We start from the raw sequence: 18,129 nt of genomic DNA on the forward strand, positions 1-18,129 counted from the left end.
GCACATGAGCTATCAATGGATGACGCTATGGGGCTATGTCCCCGAGTTCCTCAAGGCCGGCTGGCTGACCTTGCAGGTCACGTTGCTGTCGTTCGTGCTGGCGCTTGCGCTCGGGCTGATCGCGGCGCTCGCCAGCATGTCGCCGTCGTCCATCGTGCGGTTCATCGCGCGGGCTTATGTCGAAGCCATCCGCAATACGCCGGTGCTGCTGCAGATCTTCATCGTGTTCTTCGGCTTGCCGTCGATGGGCATCGCGCTCGATGCCTATTGGGCCGGTGTCATCGCGCTGGGCGTGAACGTGGGCGCGTATCTGTCGGAAGTGTTTCGCGCGGGCATGCAGTCCGTGCCGCGCGGACAGATCGAGGCAGCCGGCATTCTCGGGCTGGAACGCGGGCAGATCTTCAGGGAGATCGTGCTGCCGCAGGCAGCGCGCGCGGTGTATCCGGCCATCGTCAATTATCTGATCCAGTTGCTGCTCGGTACGTCGCTGCTGTCGGCCATTGCGTTGCCCGAACTCACCGGCACCGCCACCGTCATCAATTCGCGCACGCTCCTGTACGTCCAGACGTTCGCGGTCGTGCTGGTCGCGTATCTGGTGCTGAGCAATGTGCTGTCGTGGATTGCCAGTCAGCTCGGCGCGCGCATGTTTCATCCGCCGCTCATCGTGAGGCCGGGCGCGCGCGGGGCGGGATTCTCGCTGCGTCGTGCGAATCGTGCGAAAAGTGCATAAGGGATTGAGCCATGTCACTCGAGCTGCTGAAAAACAGTCTGTCGATCCTGCTGCAAGGGCTCGTGACGACGCTGCTGCTGTCGCTTGCGGCGATCGTCGGAAGCACGCTCATCGGCCTGCTTGCCGCCGTGCTGCGTTCGTTCGGGCCGTGGGGAACGGACCGCATCGCAAAGCTCTATACGGAGTTGTTTCGCGGCACGCCCGTGCTCATCACGCTGATGTTCATCTACTTCGGCGTCTCGTACTTCGGCTACGCCATCGATGTCTTTGCAGCGGGCGTGATCGGCCTGAGCGTGTATCAGGGCGCGTATATCGCGGAAGTCTTCCGCTCGGGCATCGAGTCGGTGCCGAAGGGACAGTGGGAAGTCTCGCAGATCCTTGGTCTGTCGCGCGTGCAGGCCTTCACCTCGGTCGTGCTGCCGCAGACCGGACGCATCGTGCTGCCGCCGCTCGTCGGTCAGTATCTGTCGCTCATCAAGGATACGTCGATCGTCAGCATGATCGGCATGTCCGAACTGATGCACGGCGGCCAGGCGATCGTGGATCGCATCGGCAAGCCGGTGGAGATCTACGGACTCGTCGCGCTGATCTATTTCATCGTGTGCTTCCCGCTTTCGCAATGGGTGCGCCATCATGACCGCCGGAGACTGACGTGAGCGATTCCCTCCAGAACAAGCCCGTCATTTCACTGACGGGCGTGAGCAAGGCATTCGGCGCGACGCGCGTGCTCAACGACATCAATCTCGACGTGCGCGCGGGCGAAGTGCTCGTGCTGATTGGCGCATCCGGTTCGGGCAAGAGCACGGTGCTGCGCATCATGGCCGGACTGGAGACGACGGACTCCGGCCAGGTCTGGGTCAATGACGTGCCGATGCACGATCCGAAGCGCGCGCGCGAAATTCGCGGCCACGTCGGCATGGTGTTCCAGCAGTTCAATCTGTTCCCGCACAAGACCGCGCTCGGCAATGTCACGCTTGCCTTGATCAAGGCGCGCGGCATGTCGCCTGCCGACGCCCGTACCCGCGCCATGGAGACGCTCGACCGCGTGGGTCTCGCGGACCGTGCCTCGCACTATCCAATCCAGTTGTCGGGCGGACAGCAGCAGCGTGTCGCGATTGCGCGCGCGCTGGCGGTCGAACCGGGCATCATGTTCTTCGATGAAGCCACGTCCGCACTCGATCCCGAACTCGTCGGCGAGGTGACGGAAGTGATGCGCGGCCTGGCGCGCGACGGCATGACGATGGTCGTCGTCACCCACGAGATGGGCTTTGCGCGCAAGACAGCGGATCGCGTCGTGTTCATGGACAAGGGCGTGATTGCGGAGCAAGGCGGTCCCGAGGACATCTTCGTCAACCCGGCGAACGAACGCACGCGGCAGTTTCTCAGCCGTGTACTCGACCATTGAAGGCTGAGCGAATGGCAGCAACGGAATCGTCGCGCGCGCGAGGCGTGGACCGTGTCATCGATATCTTCAGGAAGCTGCATCATGCGCAGCGGCCCATGACGATGCGCGAGCTGATCGAAGCGACCGGCTCGCCGCGTTCGAGCATCTATGAACTCGTTGCCATTCTCGCCGACGTGGGCTGGCTCGAAACATCGGCGGACGGCAGTGTGTTCTTCGGACGCGAGATGCATTACTACGGCTCGGACTACGCGGCGCACAACGACCTCATCAGCCGCGCGCATCAGTCCATTCTCGCGCTCGTACGCAAGTACGACGAGACCACGCAGCTGTGCATGCTCGAAGGAAACAAGTACGCGGTGGTGTTATCGGAGAACAGTGCGCGTCCCTTCAACATCAGCTCGGATATCGGCGTGCGCGTGCCCATTCCGTGGACCGCGACCGGACGCCTGTTGCTCGGCCACATGAACGCGGACGCCATCCGCGCGCTGATTCCCGCCGATGACTTCGTGCTGGACAACGGCGTGCGCATCGATTTCGACCAATTCATGCGCGACGTGCAGCACGCGAAAGCACTGGGCTATTGCTGCACGGAAGGTCTGTCCAATGCGTTCCGCCTCTGCATGGCCGCGCCCGTGCGCGACCGCATGGGCATTCCGATCGCCGCGCTGTGCTTCATGACGGGCCGCGACACGGACCCTGAACGCCGTCAGTCGATGCTGGACGATCTGCTGCAATCGGCGCAGGCGCTGTCGCAGCGCTGAGGGGAATGTAAGGCTTCGACTGCTTGCGGCAAGCCTGTAAGGTGCGAGTCAGGACACAAGGCGTTCGCGACGCTGCCGGGACTCGGGAAAGCGCTGATTGAAAGTGCCTTGCTAAAAGGGGCGCCATGCTCTAAAAAAATAGCTAGTCAGCGAATCCAACCGTCGCCCGCGCCGCAGCATGGACGACTCCACCGCGAGCCCGCCCGTCCATGAGTCTTCTCGAACTCAAGGAGGTTTCGAAGCACTTCGGCGCGATACAGGCCTTGACCGACGTGACATTCAGCCTCGAGCCCGGCGAGGTGGTGGGTCTGATGGGCGACAACGGCGCCGGCAAGTCGACGCTCGTGAAGATCATCGCCGGGAATTTCCCGCCATCGCAGGGCGAGATCCGCATGAGCGGCCAGCCGGTGCACTTCAGCAAGCCTGTCGATGCGCGCGCCCAGGGCATCGAGGTCGTCTATCAGGACCTCGCGCTATGCGACAACCTGACGGCCGCCGCCAACGTCTTTCTGGGCCGGGAACCGCGCATCGGCGTCTGGCCTTTCCGCGTCCTCGATCACGCCACCATGTATCAGCGGGCCGGCGAACTCTTTCGTGAATTGAAATCCGAAACGCGTCCCCGCGATCTCGTGCGGCAGATGTCGGGTGGTCAGCGGCAGGCCGTGGCAATTGCGCGCACGCGTCTGTCGGAAGCGCGGCTCGTCATCATGGACGAACCGACCGCTGCGATCAGCGTGCGTCAGGTCGCCGAGGTGCTCGACCTGATCCGCCGGCTGTCCGAACATGGCATCGCGGTCATTCTGATCAGTCATCGCATGCCCGACGTGTTTGCCGTGGCGCACCGCGTGGTCGTCATGCGGCGGGGCCACAAGGTGTCCGACAAGCCGACGGGCAACACATCGCCGGAAGAAGTGACCGGTCTCATTACCGGAGCCATCGCCGTCGCCTGACTTTTCACCGCCTGGAGACCTCACTTGAAGGATGCCCAACAGAGGCCGAACCCGATTCCGGTCGTGCTCGATGATCCGCAGTCAGCGCGGACGCATACGCGCTGGTCCGGCATGCTTGCAAGCCAGGTGTTCTGGGTGGTGCTCGCGACGATCGTTGCCTGCATCGTGCTGTCTCTGGCGACCTCGACATTCGCCACGTCGCAAAACCTGTTCAACGTCACGCGCAACTTCGCATTCGTCGCCATCGTCGCGCTCGGCATGATGGCGGTGATCGTCACGGGCGGCATCGACATTTCGGTCGGATCGACCATCGGCCTCAGCGGCGTCGTGCTGTCGGTGGTCATGAACGCCGGCTATCCGTTGTGGGCCGGCATCGGCATGGGCTTGCTGACCGCGGGTCTCGTCGGCCTGGTGAATGGCTTCCTGATCGCCTATCTCAACATGCAGCCTTTCGTCGTGACGCTTGGCATGCTGAGCGTCGGCCGCAGTCTCGCGCTCGTCATATCCCGCAGCCGCACCATCTTCGACTTTGGTCCCGACGGCAGCAAGCTGCTCGCGCTTGGCGGCGGATCGACGCTCGGCGTCGCCAATCCGGTGTGGTTTCTCGTCGTGCTCGCGCTGCTGTTCTGGTTTGCGTTTGGCTGGACGCGCTGGGGCCGCTATGTCTTCGCGGTCGGCGGCAATCGTCATGCAGCGAACCTGACCGGCGTGCCGGTGCGCCGTGTGATCTGCTCGGTGTACGTGCTGGCTGGCTTGATGGCGGGTGTCGCCGCGATCCTCGAGGTTGGCTGGCTCGGCGCGGTGACGACGGGTCTCGGCACGGGCGACGAACTGCGCGTGATTGCGGCTACGGTGATCGGCGGCACGAATCTGATGGGCGGCATGGGCAGCGCGTTTGGCACGGTCGTCGGGGCGGCGCTGATCGAGGTCATCCGCAACAGCCTGATCCTGCTCGGCGTTGATTCATTCTGGCAGGGCACGGTGGTGGGCTCCTTCATCATCGTCGCGGTGCTTTTCAACCGGCTCGGCGGCGACCGGCAGACGGACTGAGCTGTCTTACTGGAGACGAAAATGAAGAAAGCATTGGTGTACCTTGCTGCGCTGGGAAGCCTGGCGATGCTGGCCTCACCTGCCCACGCGGCGGACAAGACCTTGGCCCTGGTGGTGAAGGGCCTCGACAACCCCTATTTCGATCTCATGCATCAGGGCTGCGACCGGGCGAACAAGGAGCTGAGCAAGCAAGGCTATACGTGCTACTACACGGGGCCGGCGACGGCGGCTGACGAAAGCGCGGAAGTGCAGATCATCGACGACTTGCTGACGAAGGGCGTGGCAGCGATTGCGATTTCGCCATCGAATGCGCCGGCGATTGCCGAAGTGATTCGCCGGCGTGGCAGCAAGATTCCGGTCATCACTGCGGATGCGGACTTGTTGCCGAAGGACCAGTCGTTGCGCAAGAGCTATGTCGGCACGGACAACTACGACCTGGGGGTGAAGCTTGGCGAGCAGTTGAAGACGTTGATGCCGAAGGGTGGAAAGATATGTCTGGTGATGGGCAACCCGGCTGCTGAGAACATCAATCAGAGGGCTCAGGGGACGCGCGATGCGTTGGCGGGCAAGAAAGGCGTCTCGAAGCTGGCGGGCGAGAATGGCTGGAACGAGATCAGCGCGTGCCCGCTCTACGTGAATGATGATGCGGCGAAAGCGAACCAGATGATGCAGGACACGTTGACGGCGAACGCCAGCGGACTGGATGCGTTCGTGCTGGAGGGTGGCTGGCCGCTGTTTGCGCCGCAGGCCTATTCGCAGGTGGTTGCGCCAATCATGGACAAGATCCAGAGCGGCAAGTTCGTGATTGTGTCGGCTGATACGCTCGCGCCGGAACTGCAGGCCTTGAAGGATCACAAGGTGAATGTGCTGGTGGGTCAGCGTCCGGAGGAGATGGGTTATCAGGCGGCGATGGTGATGCGTGATCTTGCGGAGGGCAAGACGGTGAAGCCGATCGTGCATACGGGGCTTGACACGTGTACGTGGAAGAATGTTGATACGTGCCTCAAACATTGAGCAGAGAAGCCCGGCGCGCGGCGTACCGTGCTCATCATCGTTTCACCGCGTGCGCGAAACCCTTGCGCGATCGCGTCACAAGTATGGACAACGGGCAGCGAATCACGCACATTCAACGCATCGCAAGACTCAGAATCTTCTCAGTGCAATTAGGCGCGATTGTGCGTAGTTTTTGCGGTTCGGCGAGTGCATCGCGGAAGCAGGCTTTAAGCGACCTGTGAGCCGCAAATGAGAAGAACCCTGCTTCGCCTGTCAAGGGCGAGGCGGTTGAATTCGCAGGTTTCCGATCTCTCACGTCCTTGCACGGACGTGCATCGTGTCCGACCGTTCAATGGCGGGCCGTAGTAGAGGGTGCAGAGCGATTTGGGTTCATCGTCGCTCCAGACGCTCAACTCTGCTATTGGCCCGTCGCCTCTCTTCGAGAGGGACGCGGGCCCTCACCACAAAAGGGCGAACCCGTGAGCGTCAGAGGCACCGCAATCCATACCCGTATTCCACCCGCCCCCCTGCTATCCGCGCGTACCTGAGTCAGCTTCCGGCGACATGCTCGATCACGATTCACCACGCAAGCAAGCTGCGCGGGCTCATTGCAAACGAGGTCGCCGCGCTTGGCTGACCTGTCCTCGCCTCCCTGAGAGGCGTCGATCCCAGGCTCCGCGTGGTCGTGCCGTCGCGCCACGGACTGGCAACAGGCACGCCTCTGATTTTTGCGCCTCGCCTCGTGCGAGGCTTTTTTTTCAGATTTATCAGCCTACGCCGGGCAATTCGGAGCGCTGACAATACACGTGCTGCTTGCTTACGTTGCCATGCCTCGCGAGCCGGTTCCGCCGACTCCCTTTCTGCAAGAACATGAATCACGGTCTTTTCAAGCTGGTGTACAACCGTCTGCGGAACATGCACGTCGCTGTCGCCGATTTCGCATGTGCTCACGGTAGCGAACCGGCCGTGTGGGTCGCAGGCACGCGCAGCGCGGCGCCGCACCTCCTGTTGCGTCCGCTCGTTGCCGCCACCCTGCTGTGCTTCGGAGCGCTTGCTTCAGTTGCACCCACGTGTGCGCAGATCGTCGCGGTCCCGGGCTCTGGCGCGCAGGTCATACAGACGCAGAACGGCCTCGCACAGGTGAACATTGCGAGGCCCTCGGGCGCGGGGGTGTCGCTCAATCATTACTCGCAATTCGACGTTCCGCAACAAGGCGCGATCCTCAACAACTCGCCCGCCATCACGCAGACGCAGCAGGCCGGACTGATCAACGGCAACGCCAACCTCGCGCCGGGCGGCTCTGCTCGTGTGATCGTTAATCAGGTGATGAGCAGCGCGCCCTCAGCGATTCGAGGGTACGTCGAAGTCGCCGGGCCTCGCGCCGAGGTCGTTGTTGCCAATCCAAACGGTTTGATAGTCGACGGGGGCGGCTTCATCAACACGAGCCGCGCGATCCTGACCACGGGCACGCCGAACTTCGGGCCGAACGGGTCGCTGTCGGGCTTCACGGTGAGCGGCGGCAACCTCGTCGTGCAAGGTGCGGGCTTGAACGCCGCCAACATCGATCAGGTCGACCTGCTCGCGCGCGCAATCCAGGTGAACGCGGCCATTTACGCGAACCGGCTCAACGCGGTCACGGGCGCAAACGGCATCGAGCACGATTCGCTCGCCGCGACGCCGGTCGCGGGCAACGGCACGGCACCCGCCGTCGCGCTCGACGTGAGCGCGCTCGGCGGCATGTATGCGAATCGCATCTTTCTCGCGTCGAACGAGTATGGCGTCGGCGTCTCGACGCGTGGCGTGCTTGCCGCTCAGGCGGGCGAGCTCACACTCACGTCGAACGGGAAACTCGTGCTCGCGGGGCAGACCAACGCAAGCGGCACGCTCAACGTTGCCGCGCGAGACGGCATCGACAATCGCGGCACGACCTACGCGCAGGGCGACCTCGTCGCCACGACGGGAGGAGTGCTGGCGAACAGCGGCCTGCTTGCGGCGCAGCGTCAGACAACGCTTCGCGCGGACAGCATCGCCTCGACGGGCACGCTTGCGGCCGGCGCGAACGGTGATGGGTCGTTGGCACTATCGGGTGACCTCGACGTGAGCGCATCAGGCGCCGTGACGGCGACCGGCCGCAATGTTGCCGGCGGCAATGCAGCCCTGAGCGGCAGCGCGCTCGATCTCGGCGGCAGCATCACGTCTGCACACGGCGCGCTTGTACTGGCGGCGCGCGCGGCCGATGTGAACCTGTCGGGCGCGACGACTACGGCGGGCGGCGGCCTCGAGGTCAGCGCCGCGAATGCGCTGGTCAACGATCAAGGCACGATCAGCGCGGCAGATATCCGACTGGACGCGGCGTCGCTCTCGAACCGCGGCGGCTCGATTGCCAGTAACGGACGTGTGGCTGTCGTGTCCGGCACAGTCGTGAACGCGTCGGGCTCCATGACGGCCCGAGGCGGCCTCGCGGTGACGGCCGACGGCGTGCTCGACAACGCCGGCGGCAAACTGCTGTCGAACGCGGACGTGAATCTCGTGAGCGTTGCGCTCAACAATGAGCGCGGGCAGATCGGCGCAGGCACAAACGAGACGATTCGAACCGGGCGACTGACCAATAGCGGCGGCTCGATCGTCGCGCCGAACCTCACGGTCACGAGTACCAGCACAATCGACAACACCGGCGGCGCGATCGAGGCGAACGCGCTCGACATCACCACGACAGACCTTATCAATCGCGCGGGCCGGATCACGCAATACGGCGCAACGTCGACGGGATTCCATGTCAGCGGCACGTTCGACAATTCCAACGGCGGGACTTTTCAGACCAACAGCACGGATCTGACGCTCGCGCCCGGCGCGCTCATCAACGACGGCGGCTCCATCATCGATGCTGGCACGGGCACGCTGACGATTGCGCCCGCCAACGGCGCCGGCTATTTCTCGAACGTCGGCGGCCGGATCATCTCGGCAGGCACGCTCACCGCGCAGGCCGCTGGCCTGAACAACGCGAACGGCGTGCTCGCCGCACAAGGCGCGATCTCTGCACGCTTCGCCGGCGACGTCGACAACACACGGGGCGCCATGCGCGCGCTCGGGTCGCTGTCGCTCGCCAGCGGCGGCGGCCTGACGAACACGAACGGGCAGATTCAAGCGGGCACGGGCGCAGGCGTTGATCTGAGCACGCTCGACCTTCAGGCGGCGGGCATCGACAACACGAGCGGCCTCGTGAGCAATCTTGGCACGGGCGATGTGGCCGTGCGAGGCGGCAACGGCATCGTCAACCGCGGCGGCACGATGACCGCCAACGGCCGCATTTCGGTCGACAGCGCCGCGCTCGTCAACACGCAACGCGCGCAGTTGAGCGGCGCAAACTTGACGGTACGGGCCGACACGGTCGACAACAGCGGCGGCGGGATCGGCAGCGTGGCCGGCTCGCATGGCGACGTGACGATCACGACCTCCGGCGCGATCACGAACACGAGCGGCCAGATCGGCGCGGCCCGTGACCTGACGATCAACGCGGCAACGCTCACGGGCGGCGGCGCCTACAGCGCGGCGCATGACGTGGCCGTGATCGTCCAGGGCGACTTTGCGCCAACCGCTGCTTTCCAGTTCAGCACCGGGCACGACCTGGCCTTTACGCTGCCCGGCACGTTCACCAACGGCGTGCTGCTCCAGGCGGCGAGCAATCTCGACGTCAACGCGGGCGATGTCCGCAACAGCGGCACGATGATGGCGGGCGGCACGCTCACCACGCACTCGAACACCCTGACCAACACCGGGGTGATCGTCGGCGGAAGTGTTTCGCTCAATGCAAGCGGCGCACTCCTCAATCTCGGGCCGACGGCACTCATCGGCGCGACCGATAGCGATGGCACGCTCGAACTGCTCGCCACCGATATCGACAATCGCGACGACACCACCGCGACCGATACGCAGGCGAGCACCGCGATCTATGGCTTGGGCAAGGTCGTGCTTGCGGGCGGCAAGGACGCCAACGGCGACTATACGAACGCGAACCTGATCCGCAATCAGTCGGCGCTGATCGAGTCGGCGGGCGACATGGCGCTCCATGCCGCTCAGGTGACGAACACGCGCACCTCGATGACCACGACCGGCTTGAATCAACCGCTCGACCCCGCGTTGATGGAACAACTCGGCATCAGCATGTCGGGCTGCACCGCCTGGTACGCCGCCGCCTGCTCGGGGCAAAACGTGCCGTGGGGCGCGCCGCCCGATCCGAACGCCATCGGCGGCGCGTACATTGAACCGCCGCACGGCGGCCGGTGGAACAGCGGGTATCAGTACACGACCTACACGGGCGTCGCGCTCGCCAACCTGATCGCGTCGATCAGCCCGCAGGCGCAGATTATCGCCGGCGGCAGTCTCGACGCGTCGCATGTGGGCCTGTTGCAGAACTTCTGGAGCGCGGTCGCGGCGGCCGGCGACATCGCGGCGCCGGCAACGCTCGATCAGAACAGCTGGCGCGGACAAAGCGCGCCCGTCGTGCAGGTGACGTACTCGGGTTACTACCACTACAACAACTACGACGACTCGGAACACAACTGGACGCTGCCGTTCGGCGATGCGCCGTTTGTCGGCGGTCGTCCGGGTGGTTATGCGCAAATCGCGCCCGCCGATATCCGCACCTACGCGCTGCCCGCCTACGAATCGAGCTTTGTCGCAGGCCGCACGCTCTCGGGCTCGGGTGTGAGCATCGACAACACGGCGGCCAACGCGGGCATGCCGTCCATCGGACTCGCTCCGGCTCAGGCGGGTTCAGGCGTCGTGATTGGCGACCTTGGCACGCGGCCCGGATCACCGGCGATCGGCGGCGCGAGCTGGGTCGATCCCGTGATCGCGGGCGCGACGGCGCAGAGCGTGTTGCAGAACCTCTCGGTTCCGCAGGGCGGTCTGTTCAGTCGCACGAGCGCGCCGGATGCGACCTATCTCATCGTGACCAATCCGGCTTTCACGAACAAGCGGAGCTTCATCTCGAGCGACTACTTCTTGCGGCAACTCGACCTCGATCCGCAGAAAGTACAGAAACGCCTGGGCGATGGGCTGTACGAGCAGCAGCTCGTGCGCAATCAGGTCACGGCGTTGACCGGCTGCGCCGTGCTCGGTCCCTACACTGACACGCAAGCCATGTATGAGGCGCTGCTGGCCGCCGGCGCGTCACTCGCGAAGTCGCTCGATCTGCCGCTCGGCATGAGTCTGTCGCCGGAACAGGTCGCGGCGCTCACGAGCAACGTCGTCATCATGCAGACGGTCATCGTCGACGGTCAGTCCGTGCTCGCGCCCGTCGTGTACCTCGCGAAGGCAAGCCAGCAGAACATGAACGGGCCGCTGATCGCCGCGACCGATGTCGATCTGAAGGACGCACAGACCTTCAGCAACAGCGGCACGATACAGGCGGGCAACACGCTTTCGATTCAGGGCAAGCAGATCGACAACGCTTTCGGCGCGCTGCGCAGCGGCGGCCTGATGTCCCTCACCACGCAAGGCGACGTCGATCTGACATCCGCCACCGTCAACGCGGGTAGCCTGGCACTGAATGCCGGCGGCAATCTTCTCCTCAATACCGCCGTCAACACAATCCACCAGGTCAGCGCGACGGGCGCGACGCGCACCGTGAGCACGCTCGGGCCGCTCGCGACCGTGAACGTCGCAGGCGATGCGGCGATCGTGACCGGCGGCGACGTTCGGCAGAACGCCGGCACGCTGGACGTCGGCGGCAACCTTGCCATGCTTGTCGGCGGAAACTATGAGCTCGGCTCGGTGCAGACCGGCGAGAACAAGGTCGTCGAGCGCGCCAATGGCGTGTCGCATACCAATCTCAACCAGACGACCGGGAGCGCGCTCAAGGTGGGCGGCGCGACGCAGATCGGCGTTGCCGGCGACCTCACCGCGACCGGCGCGAGCCTCGACTTGAACGGCGGCGGCGTGCTCGCGGTGAATGGCAATGTCACCCTGCAGGCCGCGCGCGCGACCTCGACGGTCGACAGCAACAGCGCAGGCGCCGACGGTCACGGCACTTACTCGGAGTCGTTGCACCGCTCCGACGACACGCTCACGAACACCGTGCTCAACGCGGGTAACTCGCTCGTCGTGGCGTCGGGCAAGGACATCAACGTCACAGGCAGCACGATCAACCTCGACCACGGCACGGCCGCGCTTGCGGCGACCGGCAACGTCAATATTGCCGCCGCGACCGAGACGCACGTCGAGAACACGCAGGAGCAGCACAGCCACAGCAATGCGGTCAGCGGAAAGGAGGTCACGAGTTCGCGCGCCAGCACGGCGACGCTTGCACAAGGCAGCATGGTTTCCGCGGATGCGGTGACCATCGTCAGTGGCCGCGACATCAACGTCAATGGCAGTACGATCGTCGGCACCAACGATGTGGCATTGAGCGCGGCGCATGACGTCAGTATCGGCACGTCGCAGGACACCATGACGTCGTCGAGCAGCTATCAGGAAAAGCGCTCCGGGCTCGGCACCAGCGGCTTGACCGTGACCTATGGCAGCAACAATCACGCGACGACCGACCAGGCTTCGAACGTGACGAACAACGCGAGCACGGTCGGCTCGCTGGCGGGCAATCTTTCGATTCAGGCCGGCAATACCCTGCATGTGACCGGCAGCGATCTGATTGCGGCGAAGGACCTCGTCAGCACGGGCGCGAACGTCACCATCGACGCGGCCAAGGATACGGCGCAGCGTTCGCGGACGGAAACCTCACATACGAGCGGGCTGGCGCTCGGGCTGTCAGGTTCAGTGGGCGACGCGATCAATAACGCCTACACGCAGAGCCGCGCCGCGAGTCAATCGGCGAGCACGGGCAACGATCGAGCGGCGACGCTGCACGCGATCGCGGCCGCGGGGAATGCGGCGATGGGTGTCGCCGGCGCGACCGGCGGCGCGCTGATGCGGAACCCGAGCATCGCCGTTCAATTGAGCGTCGGGTCGAGCAGCAGCCGCAGCGATTCGAGCGAGACGCAGACGATAAATCGCGGTTCGTCGGTGAACGCAGGAGGCTCGGCGGCGTTCGTGGCAACCGAGGGAAACCTGAACATCGCCGGCTCGAACATCAGCGCAAGCGACGTGGTGCTCGCCGCGAAGGATCAGGTGAACGTCGTCAACACGACCGACACGGCGTCGACGCGCAGCTCCAGCAGCACCAAGAGCACGAGCGTCGGTCTGTCGTTCGGCACGAACGGTTTCGGCATATCGGCGGCGATGGCGAACGCGCACGGCGACGCCAACAGCGACGCGGCAATTCAGAACGCGTCGCACGTTACGGGCGCGAATAGCGTCGCGATCGTCTCAGGCGGTGATACGAACGTCATCGGCTCGCAGATCGCCGGAAGACAGATCGCGGCGGACGTCGGTGGCAATCTGAACATTGCGAGCGTGCAGGATACGACCGTCAGCGCGGCGCACCAGAGCAGCGCCGGCGGCGGCTTTGCGATCAGTCAGAGCGGCGGCGGCGCGAGCTTCAGCGCACAGAACGGCCATGCGGATGGCAGCTACGCGCAGGTCAAGGAACAGGCGGGGCTGGTTGCGGGCGACGGCGGCTTTGACGTGTCGGTCAAAGGCAATACGGCGCTCACGGGGGCGGTCATCGCGGGGGCGGATGACGCGGCGAAGAACAGTCTGTCCACCGGTACGCTGACGTTCGCGGACGTCGGCAACCACTCGCACTACTCGGCGAACAGTGTCGGCGGATCGGTGGGTCTGTCGCCAGGTCCGAGCTCCGACAAGGCTGTCGGTCCTGCTTCAGTGCCGGGATCGGGCGGGCTGGTGCCGATGATCGGCCAGCATGAGAACGGCGACCAGAGCGCGACGACACGTAGCGCGGTGAGCCCGGGCACGATTACGCTGACTGACGGCGATCATCAGGCGCAGGACATCGCGAGCCTGAGTCGCGACATGACGAACACGAACGGGACAGTCGCAACCACGCCCGACGTGAACGAGATCCTGAACAAGCAAGCCGACACGATGCAGGCGGCGCAGGCGGCCGGTCAGGTGGTGGCGCAGGGAATCGGTGCGTATGCGGACGGTAGGCGCGATGAAGCGATCGAAGGCGCGAAGTCGGCGTACTACCGCGGCGATCTTGATGCGATGCAGAGCTATCTGGATACGGCGGACGCGTGGTCTGACGGAGGTCTGAACAATCGTGCGGCTTTACATGTAATTGGTGGCGGTATGATTGGCGGGCTGGGCGTTGGAAGTATCGGAGGCGCCGCAGGCGGTGCGGCGGGTGCGGGGCTGTCGTCATACATGGGAGGCCATACCCGAGCGTTTGCTGACAGCGTAGGCGGTGGGTTGGTCGGCAACTTGACGGGCAACGTAGTGAACGGCGTCGGCGGCGTTCTCATCGGCGGACCGGCAGGCGCGGCTACGGCGTCGAGCCTGAACCTGTACAACCAGCAGAACGACAAGAACGAGACGCAGGCGGCGAAGGACCAGAAGGAACTTCGCAAGATTCTGGACCAAGAGCGGGCGGCGCTTGGGCAGAGAAGCATTCAGCAAGCGGACAATGGAGCGGCGACCTTGCGGCCGCCGGTTGGGGCGCTTGGCGGAACGCCGAAGATTCCAGTAAATCTGCAACCGTTCTCAAATCCGCCGCAAGCACCGATTATCCCTTCAAGTTGGGAAAGCCGTGACGGTAGATCGCCCGGAAGTACCATCTACTACCCGCCGGGAACAGACCCGAGCGCGCCGGGAAGTACGTACATTCGCGTAATGCCTCCGGGAACGACGCCCGTGCCCGGCCTGCAAGAAGGTTACTGGATTTCGGTAAGGGACGGCCAACCGATCAATCCCGCCACAGGCGGAACAGGAACGAAGGGGGACACGCATATTCCGCTCCCGCCCAACTCATTGCCGCCGAAACGCTAGAGAGGACATCATGATAGAAGAGAAAGATTTGAATGAGTTGCGCGAAGGCCTGCTTACTGGAGTGACAATTGGTGTTGGTTCGATGGTGCTTACTTTCTCTAACGGCTCGCAAATCCTGATCCAATGCCCGTTCGAGCGAATTCATGGTTCAGACCTGCAACATGGACACGGCGAGCATCTTAGGAGCTCAACGCTGCTATTCGACATGCTAAATCATCGAGTTTCCAGTGCTGAATTCGACAGCGAATCGGTTCTATCAATTTCTTTCGACAACGCGCTGCGACTTCGAATCCTGCCGGAAGTCAATGGATTTGAGTCATATGTCGTTACGACGAAGTTCGGTCAATGCCCTGTGATGGTCTGCTGAATTCTGAACTAGCAGGCCGACACGATTCGAGCAGCAGCTACAGCGTTTCGAGTGAGACGCAGACAATCCATCGCGGCTCAACCGTGAACGCCGGCGGCTCGGCGGCATTCGTGGCAGCCGAGCGAAACCTGAACATCGCCGGCTCGAACATCAGCGCAAGCGACGTGTTGCTCGCCGCGCAGGATCAGGTGAACGTCGTCAACACGACCGACACGGCGTCGACGCGCAGCTCCAACAGCAGCAAGAGCGCGAGCGTCGGCGTGTCGGTCGGTACGAACGGATTCGGCATATCGGCGGCGATGGCGAACGCGCACGGCGACGCCAACAGCGACGCAGCGATTCAGAACGCGTCGCACGTAACGGGCGCTAATAGCGTCGCGATCGTCTCAGGCGGCGATACGAACGTGATTGGCTCACAGATCGCCGGAAGACATATCGCGGCGGACGTCGGCGGCAACCTGAACATCGCGAGCGTGCAGGATACGACCGTCAGCGCGGCGCACCAGAGCAGCGCCGGCGGCGGCTTTGCGATCAGTCAGAGCGGCGGCGGCGCGAGCTTCAGCGCACAGAACGGCCATGCGGATGGCAGCTACGCGCAGGTCAAGGAACAGGCGGGGCTGGTTGCGGGCGACGGCGGCTTTGACGTGTCGGTCAAAGGCAATACGGCGCTCACGGGGGCGGTCATCGCGGGGGCGGATGACGCGGCGAAGAACAGTCTGTCCACCGGTACGCTGACGTTCGCGGACGTCGGCAACCACTCGCACTATTCGGCGAACAGTGTTGGCGGATCGGTGGGCCTGTCGCCGGGTCCGAGCTCCGACAAGGCTGTCGGCACTGCTTCAGTGCCGGGCTCGGGCGGCCCGGTGCCGATGATCGGCCAGCATGAGAACGGCGACCAGAGCGCGACCACGCGCAGCGCGATCAGCCCGGGCACGATCACGTTGACCGATGACGCTCATCAGGCGCAAGACATTGCGAGCCTGAGCCGCGACACGACGAACACGAACGGCACGGTAGCGAGCACGCCCGACGTGAACGAGATACTGAACCAACAGGCCGACACGATGCAGGCCGCACAGGCGGCGGGTCAAGTGGTCGCGCAAGGCATTGGCGCGTACTTTGATATGAAGCATGCGCTGGCCATCGCCGATCACGATCAGGCGACAGCCGATGCAACGGCCGAGGGCGGAAGGGGCCGGGTGATCGCGCACGTCATCGGCGGCGGCTTGATTGGCGGTTTAGGTGGCGGCGGCATCGACACGGCAGCAGGCGGGGCCGCGGGCGCGGGAGTGGCGGCGGGATTCGCGCCACAGCTGAGTGAAATAGCCGAGGGTGTGGGAAACGCGACCGGCTCGAAGACGCTTGGAAATTTCGCAGCGAATGTAGTCGCGGGCGCGGGCGGCGCGTTGGCAGGTGGCGAAGCAGGCGCCGTGACCGCCAGTAACGCGGATTTGTACAATCGGCAGTTGCATCCGGATGAAAAGAAGATTGCGAAAGACCTGGCGGACAAGAGCGACGGTAAGTACACCGAGCAACAAATCGAAGACCAGATGGCGCAGATGAACCTGACAGCGAACGGCAAGACGGAATCAGGTGGAGTTCGGCTTGCGACAGGAGCACAGCCGCAAGATGGAACTGACTGGCAGCCTTATGGCGTGAATCAGGCAGGGCAGCAGGTTTGGGCGCAGAGTCTTGGGCCGGGTGATCCTGATTTGCAGACGTATATTGCGAAGGGCGCGCAAGGCAGCGGACTGTCTTATCAGCCGACGACGACAGGTTCGAATCCGGGTTGATTCGTTTGCCAGACTTCGTGAATTTCCAGATTGATTATTTTGTGGGGAGTGTTTGGGGGACGTTTACGCGGGATGGAAATGCGTTCTTTGGCTATGGCGTAAATGCGGCGCTTCCTAATCCTGTTCAGGCGTCAGCAAGTATTACGATGGGATGGCTCAATCGATCAAGCGTTTCACCGGGCCAAGTGAATAATTTTGCTGCCGGCTATGCTGGCGGTATGTCTGGCGCCTACGGGATAGTCGGTGGAGGTCTTACGTATTCACCGGGTAATGGAACTGCGACGGTGATTGGTATTGGTGGTGGTAAGAATGCAGCGGAAAATCACACGAACATCGGTGGAATCAGTGGTGGGTTCAGCAACGATCAAGGTCGAACAGGATTGGGGTGGTGACTATGGTTGGAATTCCCGGATCGACTCCTAAAACACGATGTCAGAAAATTGCGGGTATTGTCGTTTTCACTGCAATCATTGCCTTCATCATGTACGTCATTGTTAAAAACGTGTTTTTCTCATGAAAAAACCGGCCATGGAGCCGGTTCCACGACCGCAGCGCGATCAGCCCGGGAACGATCACGTTGACCGACGGCGCTCATCAGGCGCAGGAAATCGCGAGCCTGAGTCGCGACATGACGAACACGAACGGGACAGTCGCGACCACGCCCGACGTGAACGAGATCCTGAACCAGCAGGCGGACACGATGCAGGCCGCGCAGGCGGCCGGTCAGGTGGTGGCGCAGGGAATCGGGGCGTATGCGGATGTGCAGCACAATATCGCGGAGGCCAATCACGATCAGGCGGCAGCGGACGCGTGGAATGAAGGGGGGAGTAACCGCGTCATTGCATACATCATTGGCGGTGGTCTGATTGGCGGGCTGGGCGGTGGAAGCATCGGCGGTGCGGCGGGCGCGGGCGTGTCGGCGGGGCTTGCGCGGCAGTTGAACGGCATGGTGGACAGCGTTGATGACGCGACGGGTTCGAAGACGCTGGGCAATGTGACGGCGAACGCGCTGGCAGGCCTTGCCGGAGCGGTAATTCAACATGGGGTGACACTGCCTATGATGGCTTGAACTTAGTAGCGGCAGCTCTGGCTTTGAGGGTTTCGGTTCCGCTCAAAATGGGCACTGCGGACGGTCTGAATCGCCCCGGCTCAATGTTCGGAGTTACAGTGCCGCGC

11 protein-coding genes and 1 pseudogene are annotated in these 18,129 nt (G+C 63.5%); all 12 read left to right on the forward strand.

The genetic code is table 11. The annotated features are described in order from the left end of the window. The first annotated feature begins 4 nt into the window (after positions 1–4). The 12 genes and pseudogenes from QCE69_RS38435 to QCE69_RS38490 all read left to right on the forward strand — a co-directional run bounded on the left by QCE69_RS38435 (position 5) and on the right by QCE69_RS38490 (position 18,022). Entirely contained in the window at positions 5–730 is a 726-nt protein-coding gene (locus tag QCE69_RS38435; protein ID WP_309927835.1) for an amino acid ABC transporter permease, read from the forward strand. 11 nt (positions 731–741) lie between these two features. Next, positions 742–1,386 carry an amino acid ABC transporter permease gene (locus QCE69_RS38440; RefSeq protein ID WP_309936034.1) on the forward strand — a complete coding sequence of 215 codons (645 nt, stop codon included), beginning with the start codon at positions 742–744 and terminating at the stop codon, positions 1,384–1,386. Further along, positions 1,383–2,135, forward strand: a complete 753-nt coding sequence (locus QCE69_RS38445) for an amino acid ABC transporter ATP-binding protein (protein WP_309936035.1) — start codon at positions 1,383–1,385, stop codon at positions 2,133–2,135. Before QCE69_RS38440 ends, QCE69_RS38445 begins: the two co-directional genes overlap by 4 nt. Positions 2,136–2,146: 11 nt before the next feature. Beyond that, positions 2,147–2,896: an IclR family transcriptional regulator gene (locus QCE69_RS38450; RefSeq protein WP_309927828.1), complete on the forward strand. Its 750-nt coding sequence runs from the start codon at positions 2,147–2,149 to the stop codon at positions 2,894–2,896. A gap of 209 nt (positions 2,897–3,105) precedes the next feature. Further along, entirely contained in the window at positions 3,106–3,846 is a 741-nt protein-coding gene (locus QCE69_RS38455) for an ATP-binding cassette domain-containing protein (RefSeq protein ID WP_309927826.1), read from the forward strand. A gap of 24 nt (positions 3,847–3,870) precedes the next feature. Then, the gene (locus tag QCE69_RS38460) at positions 3,871–4,896 is read left to right on the forward strand and encodes an ABC transporter permease (RefSeq protein ID WP_309813138.1); all 1,026 of its coding nucleotides are present in this window, start codon (positions 3,871–3,873) and stop codon (positions 4,894–4,896) included. Positions 4,897–4,917: 21 nt separating this feature from the next. Beyond that, the gene (locus tag QCE69_RS38465; RefSeq protein WP_309927822.1) at positions 4,918–5,910 is read left to right on the forward strand and encodes a sugar-binding protein; all 993 of its coding nucleotides are present in this window, start codon (positions 4,918–4,920) and stop codon (positions 5,908–5,910) included. Between the two features lie 849 nt (positions 5,911–6,759). Beyond that, entirely contained in the window at positions 6,760–14,793 is an 8,034-nt protein-coding gene (locus tag QCE69_RS38470) for a hemagglutinin repeat-containing protein (protein ID WP_309936036.1), read from the forward strand. A gap of 10 nt (positions 14,794–14,803) precedes the next feature. Beyond that, positions 14,804–15,160, forward strand: coding sequence for a DUF6188 family protein (locus QCE69_RS38475; RefSeq protein ID WP_309921863.1), 357 nt, complete (start codon positions 14,804–14,806; stop codon positions 15,158–15,160). A 26-nt stretch (positions 15,161–15,186) separates the two neighbouring features. Continuing rightward, a pseudogene (locus QCE69_RS38480) lies at positions 15,187–16,641 on the forward strand (hemagglutinin repeat-containing protein); the annotation flags it as partial. A 329-nt stretch (positions 16,642–16,970) separates the two neighbouring features. Further along, positions 16,971–17,345, forward strand: a complete 375-nt coding sequence (locus QCE69_RS38485; protein ID WP_309936037.1) for a hypothetical protein — start codon at positions 16,971–16,973, stop codon at positions 17,343–17,345. A gap of 185 nt (positions 17,346–17,530) precedes the next feature. Next, the gene (locus QCE69_RS38490; RefSeq protein WP_309936038.1) at positions 17,531–18,022 is read left to right on the forward strand and encodes a hypothetical protein; all 492 of its coding nucleotides are present in this window, start codon (positions 17,531–17,533) and stop codon (positions 18,020–18,022) included. Positions 18,023–18,129 lie beyond the last annotated feature (107 nt).

The organism is Caballeronia sp. LZ032 (assembly GCF_031451315.1).
In the GTDB taxonomy this organism is placed as follows: Bacteria; Pseudomonadota; Gammaproteobacteria; order Burkholderiales; family Burkholderiaceae; genus Caballeronia.

Excerpts from the sequence above, each read along its gene's own strand:
- QCE69_RS38435 (WP_309927835.1), top strand. The coding sequence starts at position 5 with ATGAGCTATCAATGGATGACGCTATGGGGCTATGTCCCCGAGTTCCTC.
- QCE69_RS38440 (WP_309936034.1), top strand. The coding sequence starts at position 742 with ATGTCACTCGAGCTGCTGAAAAACAGTCTGTCGATCCTGCTGCAAGGG.
- QCE69_RS38450 (WP_309927828.1), top strand. The coding sequence starts at position 2,147 with ATGGCAGCAACGGAATCGTCGCGCGCGCGAGGCGTGGACCGTGTCATC.
- QCE69_RS38455 (WP_309927826.1), top strand. The coding sequence starts at position 3,106 with ATGAGTCTTCTCGAACTCAAGGAGGTTTCGAAGCACTTCGGCGCGATA.
- QCE69_RS38465 (WP_309927822.1), top strand. The coding sequence starts at position 4,918 with ATGAAGAAAGCATTGGTGTACCTTGCTGCGCTGGGAAGCCTGGCGATG.
- QCE69_RS38470 (WP_309936036.1), top strand. The coding sequence starts at position 6,760 with ATGAATCACGGTCTTTTCAAGCTGGTGTACAACCGTCTGCGGAACATG.
- QCE69_RS38475 (WP_309921863.1), top strand. The coding sequence starts at position 14,804 with ATGATAGAAGAGAAAGATTTGAATGAGTTGCGCGAAGGCCTGCTTACT.